Origin of the sequence: Mesorhizobium calcicola (genome assembly GCF_042682105.1) — a bacterium.
Classification (GTDB): Bacteria; Pseudomonadota; Alphaproteobacteria; order Rhizobiales; family Rhizobiaceae; genus Mesorhizobium; species Mesorhizobium calcicola.
Map to the genome: position 1 here is coordinate 156,410 of NZ_JBHUGY010000016.1, position 14,093 is coordinate 170,502.

Annotated in this window: 13 protein-coding genes and 1 pseudogene; 6 read left to right on the forward strand and 8 right to left on the reverse strand. The window is 58.3% G+C overall.

Going from position 1 to position 14,093, the window contains the following annotated elements:
- Window positions 1-177 precede the first annotated feature (177 nt).
- From ACFSQT_RS09190 to ACFSQT_RS09200, 3 genes are all read left to right on the forward strand, one after another.
- A complete protein-coding gene (locus tag ACFSQT_RS09190; RefSeq protein WP_095090318.1) occupies window positions 178-822 on the forward strand; it encodes a TetR family transcriptional regulator in 645 nt (214 codons plus the stop codon).
- A 175-nt stretch (window positions 823-997) separates the two neighbouring features.
- Window positions 998-1,429 carry a hypothetical protein gene (locus tag ACFSQT_RS09195; protein ID WP_379018056.1) on the forward strand — a complete coding sequence of 144 codons (432 nt, stop codon included), beginning with the start codon at window positions 998-1,000 and terminating at the stop codon, window positions 1,427-1,429.
- 14 nt (window positions 1,430-1,443) lie between these two features.
- Window positions 1,444-1,665 (forward strand): hypothetical protein, encoded by a 222-nt coding sequence (locus tag ACFSQT_RS09200; protein ID WP_378924453.1) that lies wholly within the window; start codon window positions 1,444-1,446, stop codon window positions 1,663-1,665.
- Between the two features lie 447 nt (window positions 1,666-2,112).
- Here ACFSQT_RS09200 and ACFSQT_RS09205 read toward each other — a convergent pair whose 3' ends face one another.
- Window positions 2,113-2,346 (reverse strand): hypothetical protein, encoded by a 234-nt coding sequence (locus tag ACFSQT_RS09205; RefSeq protein WP_167392297.1) that lies wholly within the window; start codon window positions 2,344-2,346, stop codon window positions 2,113-2,115.
- A 313-nt stretch (window positions 2,347-2,659) separates the two neighbouring features.
- On the opposite strand from ACFSQT_RS09205, the gene ACFSQT_RS09210 reads away from it, so the two are divergent.
- Window positions 2,660-3,556, forward strand: coding sequence for a diacylglycerol/lipid kinase family protein (locus ACFSQT_RS09210; protein WP_379018057.1), 897 nt, complete (start codon window positions 2,660-2,662; stop codon window positions 3,554-3,556).
- Between the two features lie 213 nt (window positions 3,557-3,769).
- Here ACFSQT_RS09210 and ACFSQT_RS09215 read toward each other — a convergent pair whose 3' ends face one another.
- The 5 genes and pseudogenes from ACFSQT_RS09215 to ACFSQT_RS09235 all read right to left on the reverse strand — a co-directional run bounded on the left by ACFSQT_RS09215 (window position 3,770) and on the right by ACFSQT_RS09235 (window position 8,049).
- Complete coding sequence (locus ACFSQT_RS09215; RefSeq protein WP_342586889.1) at window positions 3,770-4,135, reverse strand: transposase; 366 nt, start codon at window positions 4,133-4,135, stop codon at window positions 3,770-3,772.
- Between the two features lie 303 nt (window positions 4,136-4,438).
- A complete protein-coding gene (locus tag ACFSQT_RS09220) occupies window positions 4,439-5,773 on the reverse strand; it encodes a type II toxin-antitoxin system HipA family toxin (RefSeq protein ID WP_378924448.1) in 1,335 nt (444 codons plus the stop codon).
- Window positions 5,770-6,069, reverse strand: a complete 300-nt coding sequence (locus ACFSQT_RS09225; protein WP_245331287.1) for a helix-turn-helix domain-containing protein — start codon at window positions 6,067-6,069, stop codon at window positions 5,770-5,772. The genes ACFSQT_RS09220 and ACFSQT_RS09225 overlap by 4 nt, the downstream gene beginning before the upstream one ends.
- A gap of 677 nt (window positions 6,070-6,746) precedes the next feature.
- Window positions 6,747-7,325: pseudogene (locus tag ACFSQT_RS09230) on the reverse strand (transposase); the annotation flags it as partial.
- Window positions 7,326-7,743: 418 nt separating this feature from the next.
- Entirely contained in the window at window positions 7,744-8,049 is a 306-nt protein-coding gene (locus tag ACFSQT_RS09235; protein ID WP_245330990.1) for a LexA family protein, read from the reverse strand.
- A 45-nt stretch (window positions 8,050-8,094) separates the two neighbouring features.
- Here ACFSQT_RS09235 and ACFSQT_RS09240 point away from each other — a divergent pair, with 45 nt between their 5' ends.
- Window positions 8,095-9,219, forward strand: coding sequence for an IS630 family transposase (locus ACFSQT_RS09240; RefSeq protein ID WP_379016738.1), 1,125 nt, complete (start codon window positions 8,095-8,097; stop codon window positions 9,217-9,219).
- Window positions 9,220-9,876: 657 nt separating this feature from the next.
- Window positions 9,877-11,961, forward strand: a complete 2,085-nt coding sequence (locus tag ACFSQT_RS09245; RefSeq protein ID WP_379018058.1) for a DNA/RNA non-specific endonuclease — start codon at window positions 9,877-9,879, stop codon at window positions 11,959-11,961.
- Window positions 11,962-12,291: 330 nt separating this feature from the next.
- On the opposite strand, the gene ACFSQT_RS09250 is transcribed toward ACFSQT_RS09245, so the two are convergent.
- Window positions 12,292-12,948 carry an RloB family protein gene (locus ACFSQT_RS09250; protein WP_378924436.1) on the reverse strand — a complete coding sequence of 219 codons (657 nt, stop codon included), beginning with the start codon at window positions 12,946-12,948 and terminating at the stop codon, window positions 12,292-12,294.
- 20 nt (window positions 12,949-12,968) lie between these two features.
- Window positions 12,969-13,720 (reverse strand): IS5 family transposase gene (locus ACFSQT_RS09255; RefSeq protein WP_379018059.1). Its coding sequence is split into 2 segments (ribosomal slippage): window positions 12,969-13,390 and window positions 13,390-13,720, totalling 753 coding nucleotides; the frame shifts between segments, so codons are not numbered across the junction.
- Between the last annotated feature and the right edge of the window lie 373 nt (window positions 13,721-14,093).

Consider the following 14,093-nt stretch of genomic DNA (forward strand, 5'->3'; position numbering starts at 1 on the left):
ATGCTGCCCTGAGCGAGTAAGCCGTGAAGGGCTTAGCCTTCAGACCGAACTTTGTTCGTCCATACGGGTAGTCACATCACAGCGGGAAAACCCGGTGTTTCATATACATTCATGAATGTATATATGATGAAAGAGCTAGGGATGTATGTAAAAAAGGTACCTCGAAGGAAATGATTTATGAGACGCACTAAGGCCGAGGCCGAGCGGACACGTGAGGCCGTGTTGGCTGCAGCAATCGATGTTTTCCTCGATCGCGGCGTAACCCGTGCTACCCTTGAACAGATCGCTAGTGCGGCAGGGGTAACACGTGGCGCCATCTACTGGCATTTCCACAACAAGCAAGAGATATTCACGGCACTTGAGCGGCGGGCCAACGTGCCAAACGAGGAACTCGGTGAACGGCTCAAGGCCCGCCTCGCCGCCTACCCCGATCTTGATCCGCTGGCCGAATTGGCAGGCGCAATTGGCGACGGACTGCGGTCATTCGAAATCCACCTCGAACGCCCCCGCATTCTAACGATACTATGGCTCCGGTGCGAATATGCCGACGACATGCAGCCGGTTATTGCGCGCCAGCGAGATGCAGACATGGCGCTGCAGAGAATTTTTGAATCCGTCATCGGACAGGCCGCCGCGCGTGGCCTGCTTGCGCCCGCCTTGTCGCCGGAATTGGCGGCGCGCGCGCTCCTTCTACTGTGCAATGGATCGATTCTCGATTGGCTACGCGCGCCCGAAGAGTCCGACCTGACAGCCAGCACCATGCCGGTCGTGACAGGCTTCCTCGACGCTATCAGCGCATCCAAGCGCCCGCGGAGGCCCTGATGGCCTTCGGAAATGCGCCTGACGAGCAGGTCATACGGTTCCCACAACATGGGCCAGCGCCGCCACTGGCGGCTGTGCCCGCAATGCGTTTCGCACCCAGAAAGCGGCCTCGGTGATGCGACGCGTACTAACGAACAGGGAATCCGCCCGAACGATAGGACTTCTATGCAACGGAATGGCGGCCCTTCTTGTCCGGTCCACGCGGGTTCTGCTCATGTCGGCGATATTATGCGCGCTGATCGGCTGCGCGACCCGAGGGGAATATGCCTTTCATCCTCTGGCCCTTGCCGCCAGCGATGCCAGCCAAGTGGATATGCTGGTCGCGACGACGCGCAAGCAGTCTGAAAATCTCGGCCAGCTCTATACTGGCGGCCGCGGAGCCGCGATATCGCTCAACAGGATAGTCGTCTCCATTCCTCCGGATCGGAACCCCACGATTGGAAAGGTCCAGTGGCCTTTGTTCATCAAACCCGATCCGGAAAAGGATTTTGCTGTACGCGGTAAGCTGAGAAGCAGGTCTGCTGGGGAGGAGTTCAGCCCATCGAGCAGCCCGACGTTTCGTCTGCTCGACTCGACAATGGACGGGAAGGCGGCAATATTCCTGTAGGTGGGAGAGGATGTATGCGAGATTTGCCACGCGACATAGATGCCGACGTTGTGATTGAAATCAGTCGTCTTCTCGATGACGCCGCGCACACCGTGGCTGTAGCGATCCACGGTCTTGTCAAACATATCCGGGACGCAACACAAACGCGACTTTCCGATCAGGCGATCGAAGAATTGATTGTTGAAATGGCCTCGACGCGTGGTTTGTCCATGATCTTCGAGAAGCCGGCGGCCTGAGCCTCGCTTCCAGGGTTCAACATCGACCCATTGCAGACGCCTTAGTCGCCGACGCGCATCAAGATTAGCGTGGGGTTCGGCCATTGGCGGCATCGAATTTACCGAAGACGGGGGTGTGAAAATCAAGGGATTCGTGACCTTCACGTGGATGCTTTGCAGTTAAATTGATAATCGGAGCTACCACATTCTCGCAATTAGCTGCCAAACCTAACCGAAACGATCGCCTTCTCACGATTTGCTGCCAAGCGACAGGCGAGGGTCGAATTCGTGAATGATGGCGACCTCGGCGTCGTCGATCTCGTCGCCCGTAGAACGCGTAATCGCGGGCCGATTGACAGGGTGTCGCAGGAAGTGGTCGGATTCGGGGTGGTCTGACTGCCGTCCATGACGCATTCTGGCCGGCCATTACGGTGTCAGCGCCGCCCTGAAGAAGCGCTTCACTCCCCATTAATCGCGCTGCTCCGCGAGCCAGAATTCGACCGTATCGTCGACGCTGTTGATGGCGGATCGGCTGCCGCGATCCTGAAAGATCTGTGTAGCTTCGGCCTCGCCCAAAACCCAACTGCGAACCTTCGGTACACGGGGCCTGCTTACAGGAGCGACGACGTAATAACCATCCGGTGTTGGCACAAAGGCTTTGATGGCAACGACGACCCTTCCTGAAGCGAGAGCATCGGCCACCGAAACATCCCGCACGACTGCCAGACCTTGGCTCGACGTCGCTGCCTGTATCAGTAGCGCGTCGTCCGCATACGTAGCCGAGTGTGTCTCTCGACACCGGCCGCCTCGTGACCCGGCCCGATCATAGTTCGACACCCCTTTGGGACGGGAAGGTCCTGCTGGCCCATGACGGAAGTATTCTGGCCAATCCGGGGACAGGAACCTTGCAGGGTGCCGTTGCCAGTCCCTGATCGAGAGGATTCGTGATGCAATATCGAAATTGCATGAGACGAGCAGGCGATACCAGTTTCACTCCTTCGCAAGTGGCGCGCACATGACAGTTCTGGTCCTCCTCAATGCAAGCGCCGGCACAATCCAGCGCGCTGACTACGATGTCGAAGCATTCGTCCGAAGCGGGCTTCAGGCGCGCGGATTGGAAGCCGAGGTGCGAATGGCGGGCGGGAGCCAGATCGCGGAGATGGCCCACAGCTTCGTCTGGGCGAAATCACCCGGCGACAAACCAAGGACGCTTGTGATCGGCGGCGGCGATGGCACCCTCGGTTGCGCGGCTTCGGCGGTCGCGGGAACGGATGTCGTCCTGGGCGTTCTTCCGCTCGGTACCCTCAATCATTTCGCCAGGGATCTTGGTTTGTCGAATGATCTGGGGGCGGCCATGGATACAATCACCGCGGACCATGTGAAACAGATCGACGTTGCGGAGGTGAACGGCCGGGTCTTCCTCAACAACTCATCCATCGGCATCTATCCGTTTCTTGTCGCCGAACGGACCGCCGAGCAGAAGCGGCTAGGGGTCGGAAAGCTTGCCGCGCTCGGCCCGGCGCTTATCCGCACGCTCAAGGTTTCATCGTGGAAGAGGGTCAGGATTTCTATCGGCAACGAGCGAAGCCAGAAGACGCTTTGTGTGTTCGTTGGCAACAATTTCTACGATCTGCGCGAGCTCGGCCACCGCGGCAGTCTTACGTCCGGTGAGCTGTGCGCCTACGTCGTGAAGGCGCAGTCCTGGCTGGGGCTCGCGCTGCTGCCGTTCAAGGCCGCGCTCGGGCTGATCGACCCAGTCCGCGATGTCGAACTCTTCCGGGTTCAAAGTCTGGAGGTCAAAGCGCGCCGACGACACCTGCGCATTGCGATGGACGGCGAGACCGTCGAGGCAATACCACCGTTGCATTATCGGATACGGCCGCGGTCATTGCGCGTTCTCGCGCCGCCATGAAAAACGCCGCACCTCTTTGACGAATTGAAGCGTGCCGACAGCCGCCCTCCTGTCCTGAAAATCGAGCCTGGAGCCAATTCGGACTTTAATCTGATGGAACATAGCAACCCAAAAATGATGCGGCATCTGGGGTTAGGCTTGCTGGCGACAGCCCTGCTAGTGGCATTGATCACATCGGAGCGGATCCAGACGTGGGCGGGCAGGGGCACCGTCTCACTCGGCGTCGACAAGCTGCAATCTCGTCGCGATGTACTTAGCCCACTTGCGCCAACGCGGACAGATGAACATTGACCCGCCAAGCGCCGTTTTCGGTCGACGTAGGCGCGGGACCGGCACCCCGACAGCGACCACACCCATTTCAATGAAGGCGATTGGTGGGGTCTCGGATCGGTCACCCGATCTCCGTTCCCGGGTTTGCTTCATCCAGATGTGCAAGTGGTTCGCGTTCATGTCGTGACGCCGCGCGACAACCGCCACCGGATCACCGGACTCCTGCACCTCGCGCATGATCGCCAGCTTCTGCTCGACCGTCCAGGAGCGGCGCGTCCGCTGTCGGCCCGCATCCGTCGGCAGCGGCAGAGCCGCCGGCGTGCTCGCTCAATCACAGGAATGTGAACGAGGCGCGCATGTGTATGGCAGAATACTCGGTTGCCGAAGTCCTGCGGCTCAGCGCCGTCGGCATCAGCGGAGGGACTGCGACGAAATGAATGAGCCGGTTACGCCAAAGTTACATGGAAGGAGACACCCTGATTTTGCTCCATGTAACTGATTGAAAAATATGGTGGGGCGATACCAAGGTTCGAACTTGTGACCCCTACAATGTCAAACACTCAAGACGGGCCTTCAGGACATCAACGGCGGCGGCCACGGGGAGTGTACCCATCATCGCTTGCGCGTTTTCTTTCGTGTCGACACGGGCTCGGAAACAGCAAGATTGTCACCGGATGTATCGTGATGTTTCGCCTGTTCAGGTTGAGGCCTCCGTCCATTCAGGATCAGATCAAGTTCATTCTTTCGTGCTCTGGATAGACCTGCTTCGTCCGCGAACAGTGGCCAGCGATCGACCGCAGATCGGATGCGTTCAATCACGTTCAAAGCTTCCTGCTCGGAAATGGAAGCGCCATTAGCAACGGCAAGCAAATGCTGCCGCCCTGGATTCAATCCCTCCCCTGCAATCGATGCGCTATGCTGTCCTCCCGGGCCTGCCGAGAAGGTCAGATCGTACGCCGGAGAGAGTTTCCACCGCCCATCCGATCCCATCAGGAAAGAATGGTTCTTCGAATGGTCATCTCGGTTCCGTGCATACACATTGAAAACCATGTGACCGAACATGCGGAGGACCTCCGCGCTGTCTCTAGTCATCATGTACGTCAGTTTGTGAAGCGAACCGTAGTCAAGTGATGCCTGTCGATGGTCGGCATAAAGAAGACCGCTCGCAGTATGCATATGTAGTCGTCCATGCGATGTGCGGTCAAATCGCTTGGTCGCGAAAAGACGATTTCCTTTTTTTGTCTGCAGCACCCGCGTATCAGCCATCTCCAACCCGGCGGCACGGGCCATGAGCGCATAAGCTTGCTCCTCGACACCGATATCTATTGGGTCGTCGGAGCTACGCGATTTGACCATCCAGCGTTCGAGACCAAGCTTCAATTGATGGCCGTAATCGATCACAAAGGTATTCTGATCCGGGTTCAAGCCGATCATGATCTTGGGACGCGCGCCTGCGGAGCCGCCCTGAGCTCCCTGCAGTGCGTCAATCTCGGCAGTGTCCATCTCCTTTTGCACAAGCTCAACCTGCTCAACGAACCAGTCCAAGTCGCCTGCACCATGCTTGTCATCGGGAAGTTCAGGAACGAAAGCCAATGCTCCCATTCCGGAAGTTCCCACAGCAGAAAGGCGGTCCAAAGCCGTAAGCGTATGGTAGTCCACCCCCGCTTTTTGAAGGCAGCGATCCAGCAATAGGCGTCCCCATCCATCTGGAAGGCTGTCGTTAAAGAGCCCATGCAGCCCATTGAACGGTTCATGCTGAGCTGGAAGAAGACCTCCCTTCAATCCGAGATGGAACGGTGAAATTAGCAGTGGTGCGGTTATGAATTCGGCTGCGTACTCAAAGTAAGCTCGGCGTTCCTCGGAACTCCAGGCAAGCGTTCCCAGATCTCGTTGGGAACCCTCGAGATCGAGAATCACCTTCACTTTTCTGATTGGCCTGAACTTCATTTCTTGCGGACTCTCATCCTAGCCGGATGCCCGACGACATCTTCAAGTGTCTTTGGAGGTCGTGAAGGAAACAAGCTTTCAAATTCAGCTTCTGCCTCCAAAGCGAATGCGAGCTTTACGACAGCTTCAAAGGATGCCCTGCCGGTCTCTTCAAAAACTCGCAGGGAGCCGTAGGAAACTCCAGCCTTGGAAGCCAGCTCTCGTTGGGTAAAATTGGCATCAATCCGTCGTCGCTTCATCCGTGTTGCGACACCTTCAATGATTTCCTTCGGCGATGTCATTTTAAATGTTATCATGATAGCACTTATATCCATAATGCTAATTTAAGTGCAATAATAATAGCAATTATCAAAGATGTCAAGTTTGCTCGTCCCGATCCCGTCCGGAGGTTTGGAAATACGCGGCTCAGGTCGCCGTCCAAACCGAGGAGGGGCTGAGCTATGGCGATGTCCGAAAACGAACCGAAAGGCAGCATTTCCTGCTGTCGCCGGGATGCCGACACTCACCGTCATGGACTTGGCGAAGGTCCGGGAGGAGACGGCGTACAAATGGTTCAAGCGCATGTGCTGGCCGGAGACCGACGGCGAGCGGTACTGTCCGCAATGCGGGACCCCCTGCGCTGCCACTTGATGAGCCACGGCCGTTACAGGTGCTCCGACTCGGCCTCGATACGCGTGAAAATGCCGTCACGATCTGAAAGCGCGAAGGCCAACCAGACGAGCCTCACGATTTCAGGTCGCCTGCCCTGCGCCGCTGGCGCCAGGGACTCCGAGAGCATCGATCTGGTACACATGCTACTAGCCCGCTTGATGCACGGCGATCGGCTTTCGGCGGCCTGCATGGCGAGCTGGCCGCCCTCGGAGTGCATTTTGACAAGCCTCGTCGGGCGCCGGCGATGATCCGTCGTGATGGAAGGCGGGGGTTTGCGGGTTGAGGTCGGCGGGTTTGTTTCGGGACGTCTGCGCCCCATCGTTTATGTCGCGAGTTGCGGGATGCGGCTGAGGACGATGCGCAGAATACGCTGGTCGGGGCAGGATGTCGGCAGGTGCAGACGGATCTGGGTTTTCATCTCGACCACGCGGGCGGCGATCTTGATGAGGCGCAATCGCAGCGTGTCGAATTGGGCGACGGCAAAGCTCGAGCGTTTCGGCATCGCGGCGCGCAGGCCCCACATCAGCCAGTAGGCGCCGGCATGCAGGAACAGCCGGAACTGGTTGGCCGTCGCTCTTGTGCAGGAGGTGCGGTCGGCGGCGAGATGCGTCTTCCACGACTTGATGTGGTTCTCGGCAGCGCCGCGCCGGCAGTAGACATCCTCGTAGAGCGCCTTGGCCTTGCCACTTGCAAGGTTGGTGACGACGAAGCGGGTATCGGCACCTTGGGCGCCGACCTCGACGCGGGCGATGATGCGCTCTACGCGGCTCCAACTGGCGGCGCCGTCAAAAAACTCCTTGAAGCGGCGGACCTTGTTCGTCTTCGATGCTTCAAGGCGCGCCATCGTGCTGCTCTCCAGGTCCGCGACATGCTTGCGCATCTGCCCGTTGGGGTTCCCGAGAGCACGGGGCACCACTTATCGTTCATATCGAGCTGCAGATCGACGCCGGGGACCAGCCGAGCCTCGAAGTTCTTTCCGGAAAGTGAAAGCAGTTTGGCAAGGTCGCCGCCTACGCCGGCCTGACCGCTGACAAACAGCGGCTGTTCGACGTGAACGCCATTGCCCGCCTGGGTCACGACAAGAGGGCCATCAGTTTTGATATCAGCATGCCAATGATAGTCGGCGCATTGGTTCGTAGTGCCAATGCTCGGAGCGGTAATATCTGGCACCTCGGCGCAAACACGCACGCCGACAACCCAGCGGCATTCGGTATGATGGTCCAAATGTCCCCCTTCAATGTGAGGAATGCCGACACATCCGATGTGACCATCTCCATGCACTGGAACGGATTGCGGTATCTTCGATTGCGCCGCTCGCACTAGTACCTCTGCACAGAGGTTATGACGGGTTGAACCGGCTGAAGTTTGGGTAGGATGTCGTGGTCGACGAGCAGTTGGATGCTGCGCGCGACACCTGGTTGCCTGCGGATGAGGCCGGAGCGTTCGAGGGTTAGCACCATCTGGTGGACGGACGGCGGGGTGACGCCGAAATAGCGTTGCATGTCGCGTTCGGCCGGCGGCTGGCGGTTGATCTGCATATAAGCCCAGATGAAGGCGAGGTACTGGCCCTGTTTTTCGGTGAAGCTGGGACCCGCAGGCGTTTGCCCGTCAAGTAATTGATTCAATTTTCGATTCATCCGGAACCCTTGGCAACCGAGGAGGCTTTCTGGATGAATCTACGCTATCGTGTCGATCTCGACCAACCCGAACGCGATGAACTCACAGCGATGCTGGCAGGCGGCAAGCAGCCGGCTCGCAAGCTCAAGCGGGCGCAGATCCTGCTCGCCGTCGACGCGGGCTTGGGTGACGAGGCCATTGCCGCGACGGTGGTGGTCGGCGGCTCCACTGTCTATCGCACCAAGCGCCGCTTCGTGGAGATGGGTCTGGAGGCGGCGCTCAGCGAAGAGCCACGCGCAGGCGCGCAACGCAAGCTGACGGGCAAGGAAGAAGCCCTGCTGGTGGCCACCGCCTGTTCCAGTCCGCCGCCGGGCCGCGCCCGCTGGACCCTGGAACTGCTGGCCGGTGAGTTCGTCAAGCTGACCGATCACCAGGAACTGTCGCGCGAGACGGTGCGCCGACGCTTGGCAGACAACGATCTCAAGCCCTGGCGCAAGGACATGTGGTGCATCCCCAAGGTCGACGCCGAGTATGTCGCGCGCATGGAGGACGTGCTCGACCTCTATGCCGAGGCACCGGACCCGAAGCGACCGGTGGTGTGCTTCGACGAAAGCCCGACCCAACTCATCGGCGAGGTGCGACAGCCGATCCCGGCCGAACCGGGCCGGCTTGAGCGGTATGACTGCGAGTACAAGCGCAACGGCACCGCCAACCTGTTCGTCTTCCTCGACGCACACCGCTCCTGGCGCAAAGTCAAGGTCACCGAGCGGCGCGCCGCGGAAGACTTTGCCCATTGCATGCGCGACCTCGTCGATATCCATTACCCGCAGGCCGAACGCGTCAGGGTGGTGCTCGACAATCTGTCAACCCACTCGGCCGCCGCGCTCTACCAGGCTCTGCCTGCTTCACAGGCGCGACGCGTCCTTCGACGGCTGGAATTCCACTACACGCCCAAACACGCCAGCTGGCTCAACATGGTCGAGATCGAAATCGGCGTCCTGCGCGGCCAGTGCCTCGATCGTCGCATCAATAGCTATGATCGCCTCGTCGCGGAGACCGCTGCCTGGGAGCACCTGCGAAACACCAGTGGCGCTCGCATCAACTGGATGTTCTCTACCGAAAACGCACGCCTTAAGATGGCCAAAGCCTATCCCAAGCCGACTTCCAAAGAGTCATAACCTCTGTGCAGAGGTACTAGCGTCTCATACGGAATTTGTGCCACCAGCGTGAGAACGCTGTCCGACGTCGGAGCCGGCGGCACATCGGCAGTGCCACCATGGGGCGACGCCTGGAAGAGATTTTTTTCGCAGCCCGACACGCTAAGTAAAATGAGAAGGACCGGAACGAACCGGCGGGTTGCGACGGCGAAGTGAGCGACACGCAACTTCATGCCAGGTCTGGTACGCGATGCCATGGACGTCTCCCCCAAGAATGCTTTGCACCTGCTGAAGCGGCGTCGCTTAATGTCACCGCTTTGTGATCTCTACGTGATCGAATGATCTTCAGGCCCCCATGCGGCGGCCGGCGTCGAAGCTCCTGCTGCCAAAAGACGGCCGAAAATGCGATCCCGCGCGAGGAACTTAGTTGAGAACTCTATTCTTCACATTGACCATACGTTACGCTTTGTTGCATAGTGATGTAAGAGGAGTCTGAAATTTTTTAATAAAATGACAGAGCAACATCGCGAGTCGAAAGGCCTTCGCGTGAAACGTTGTTAGCCGCTTAAACACTCTGCCGCTTGAGCGTTTGTCGTATGAAGTCGAATCTCTCAATCGCCATCCTCAAACAAAGTCCATCGTCTTTCCTTATTCAGGCCGTTAGAAGGAAGAGCCTACATGGCCGCGACTAATTTATTCGACGAGCGCCGCCGCGCGGTAATGATTGCAGCGGCAAAGCGATGGAAAACGCAGCCGCCGACGCCTGAGACGACGCAAGTGACGCCATCGGAACAGGCGCGCTACGACGCTCGCCGTTCGAGCTTCGTTCAGGCGAGCGAATTGAAGGCTCAAGGCCGTCTTCCGGTGTTCGTCGAGCGCAAGATCGGCCCCACCCTTGACTGGTACACCTTGCCGCCGGACGATGCTGCCCGTGCCGCTGGCCGGCCGGTCGCGCGCATCGTGGTCAATGTCGATCCGAAGGTCGATCCTGTCGGGTTTGCGACCGGGTTCATGATTTCACCCGACATTCTTCTGACCAACTGGCATGTGTTTCCGGATCCCGGCTCGGTTCGAGGAACAGGCGCCAACTTTCTTCACGATCAAACGGCATCGGGTGTCACTCGAGGCATTATCTTTGAGTTCGATCCGGATGCGCTTTTCTTCTCGGCGGAGGATCTCGATTTCGCGATCGTCGCGGTGAAGCCGAAGGCGGTCACTGGCGAGCTTCTTTCTTCCGTCAACTTCCTGGCGATCAATGGATCGCGGTCAAAGATCCTGCCAGGAATGCCGATCCGGATGATCGAATATCCTGATGGCGGGCCAAAACGCTATGCGATGGAGAATTGCCGGCTGCTCGAACTGCGGGACGACGGTTTCCTCCGGTACGAGACCGACACTGAGGGTGGATCGTCGGGCTCACCCTGCTCCTCGGAAATATGGGAGGTAGTCGGTTTGCACCACGCCTCAATCCCGAAAATGCGAGGCAATACTATTCTCAATAAGGACGGTTCGGCATGGTCACCTGGCCAGCCGGATGAGGGGATAGACTGGATCGCGAATGAGGGTGTGCGCATAAGTGCGTTGGTCAAGGCCTTCGGCGGACTTGTGCCGACGACGCCCTCCTCCAAACGCCTTTTGGACGAATTGCTGGCCAACACGACCGATCCTACCGATGAGGTCGCGAAGCTAGCGACGCCTCGCGCGCCAGAAGCGCTTAGTCCTCTGCTACCTGATCCCTCCAAAATTTTCGCAAACGTGAAAGGAAACGCAATGGGCGGCGTCACCATGAATTTTTCCGGACCAGTGACGATTTTCATTGGTAGCGGCGTGCCGGCATCGCAGCTTCCATTGGCGACGGCCGAAATCGCGGCAGACGAGGCGCTCGAGAAGGCACTGCGCTTCGACCCCAACTACGACGATCGAGAAGGCTACAACCCTGATTTTCTCGAAAACGATATCGCGGTGCCGCTTCCTCGCATTTTGCAGGAGCGGGAGCAGGAGATGTACAAGGAAAATGGCCAGATCGTCGTGCTCAAGTACCACCACTTCAGCCTGGCGATGAACGCTTCCCGGCGCATGCAGATGTGGTCGGCGGTAAATGTCGACTACGATGCATCGAAAAGGACCTCCAGCGGCCGCGCCTTCTTCGGTCAAGATCGTTGGGTGTTTGACCCGCGAATCCCCCAGAAATACCAGTTGGGCGATCCCGACATCTATGAGCCCGCCAAACAGATCGACCGGGGCCATATCGTGCGCAGGGAAGATAATGCCTGGGGTGATACGCCGACGGAAATCGAGTTTGCCAATTCCGACACGTTTCACTTCTCAAATTGTACGCCCCAGCACGCGGCCTTCAACCGCTCCCAACCGGGAAAGCAATGGCCGGGAGTTCAAGGCTTGTGGGGCGGTTTCGAAAACCACATTCAACGCGACTTACAATCAGGTGACACGCGCGCCTGCATCATAGCGGGACCGATCTTGGAGGCGAACGATCCGTCTGAGGATTTTGGAACCGGCGTGGTGCAGTATCCTCTCGTCTTCTGGAAGGTGGTTGCGGTCTCGGCGCGCGATACCAACGGTCGCCGGTCCCTACGCACCTACGGCTTCCGGCTTTCCCAGAAAGATGTCGTCGATCGGTTCGGAGTGGAATTCGCGCCCGGTGAATATGCACGCTATCAAGTCGCCCTGTCAGCCATCAGCCATGAGGCCGGCGTTATTTTTGACGATGTCCTCTTGCGCGCCGATACACACGCCGCGGCATAACATGACAGTCAGCGTCGCCGAGACGGCTCGCGGTCGCACGTTGCAGTGCGCTTCGGTCCAGAAGACCGAATGTCCTTTTCACAACCCATTGCTTACAAGCCGATATTTCGCATTTTTTAATTGTGTGCAAGGATTTGTGTAATGCAAGCTAGCCTCAGGCTTTGTCACGTTCGACCAGGCACGCACCATTGGGTTGAGATGATCGGTGCTCAAAGGTAATTGCTGAGGCGCATGGCGGCGCAGTCCACCCAATGCCGAGTACGGGCGTCGTGATCGAAGTCGGCCTCCCATCCAGGGGAAGACCGAACAAGACCACGATTTGGAAGGTGGTTATCCCCACGGTACAGGGATCGATAGGAGTTTGTTGGCGACTAGGTCGATGTCTGTGTACGGGTCAGACCCGTCGGCCGGATTGAATGATTCCCGAAGGTGCGTCGCACGCTGCGTAGCAGTCCCGATATTGCCCTTGGTATCATCGTAGACTGTGGCGCTGTTTTTCGCGTAGGTCGGGTAAAAGGCAGGCTTCTTCAGTTCGGCGTAAACCTCAGTTCGGTGTATGGGTGCCAGAACGCTTTTGAAATGGAGTAACAGCCATAGCTCGAAATTCGGCACGGATGGGACGGCCGCGAAAGGGACACGGACGCCCGCCTCATTCTTATAGCTGTTGTTGAGCGCGGACGCCCGGTCCAAAGCATTGTTGTAGGTATGGTGATCGTCGCGATCGAAAACGGCATAGACTTCGTCGAACGCCCTCCCCTCGGCGAGGAATTTGTCTAGGGCATAATTCACTACGCTGAGAGGATCCGTCCCGTAATCTGACGGCAAGATTTGCACGCGTGCGCCGCTGAGACGCCGTTCGCGTCGTATCGCATTGAAATAGTTTCTCTCGGTCTTTTCGCCCTCGCAGACAATGAGAATGCGCGGCGAGCTCTTCTTGCGGCCCTGAGTGCGGCGGAGCGATGATTCAGAACGTGCTCGTCTCTCCATAGGCTAGGGCTTGTTGAGATTCATTTGGAGTTGATGACGGCTGCTGCGAGATGAATGATGGCATTGAAGCTGTTGTCGGTTTTGTCGGCGCGCATGGCGATGCGTTTGAACTCTTTGAGTTTGCAGAAGAAATTCTCGATCAGATGACGCCATTTGTACATCTCGGCATCGAGCGGGATCGGCTTTGTTCGGCGCGGATGCTGGGAGATGACGATCTTGGCGCCACGCTCATTCAGATCGGCGATGATGGTGTTGCTGTCGAAGGCTTTGTCGGCGATCAGAGCGCCGAAGGAGAGGCCTTGGATGAGCGGTTCGACACCGACCGTATCGAAGCGCTGGCCTGGCAGCAGGACAAAGCGCACGAGATTGCCGAGCGCGTCGGTAAGCGCCAAGATTTTGGTTGTCATGCCGCCCTTGGAGCGACCTATGGCCTGGCTTTGAGTCCCCCTTTTGCGCCCTGGCCGTGGCGATGGACCTTGACGATGGTGGCGTCGACCATGGCGTATTCCATGTCCGGCTGGCCTGAGCAGGCCTCGAAAAGCCGAATGAAAACATCCGCTTTAACCCAACCTCGGTATCGCGTGAAAACGCTGTTCCACTTTCCGAACAGGGCAGGCAGATCACGCCACGGACTGCCGGTCCGCACGATCCAAAGAACCGCTTCTACGAACAGGCGATTGTCGTGGCCGCTTCGCCCGGGATCTGCTGGCTTACCCAGACAATGCGGTTCCATCTTCGCCCACTGGGCGTCCGTCAGCACGAATCGTTCCATCCGAAGCTTGAATCACGATCAAGCCAGAATGGGAATCTGGAGGCTTCTGTGAGGTCCGAGACACCGGTTTGGGACGCGGGCTCGACATCGGACCTCATTGCAAGCCGGATTGAGCGAAGCCGCGGGGTGGTCTGGCGCTATGGGGATTGTTGCCGGGACGGCCGGTCGGGGTCGTCACGGAGGAGTTCTCGAAGGTCACGCCCGATGGGATGGGGGCGGACCGCAACCGCATAGGCAAGGAAGTTTTGGCGTTGGTTGGGTCTTGGGTCATCGCAACGCTGGCCGTCTCCAGGCCGGCAGTGTTCACCTGCATGAGACGGGTCAAAAACCCGCATGTCGGCGCGCGCGCCGACGGATGCCGAACCTGATGATG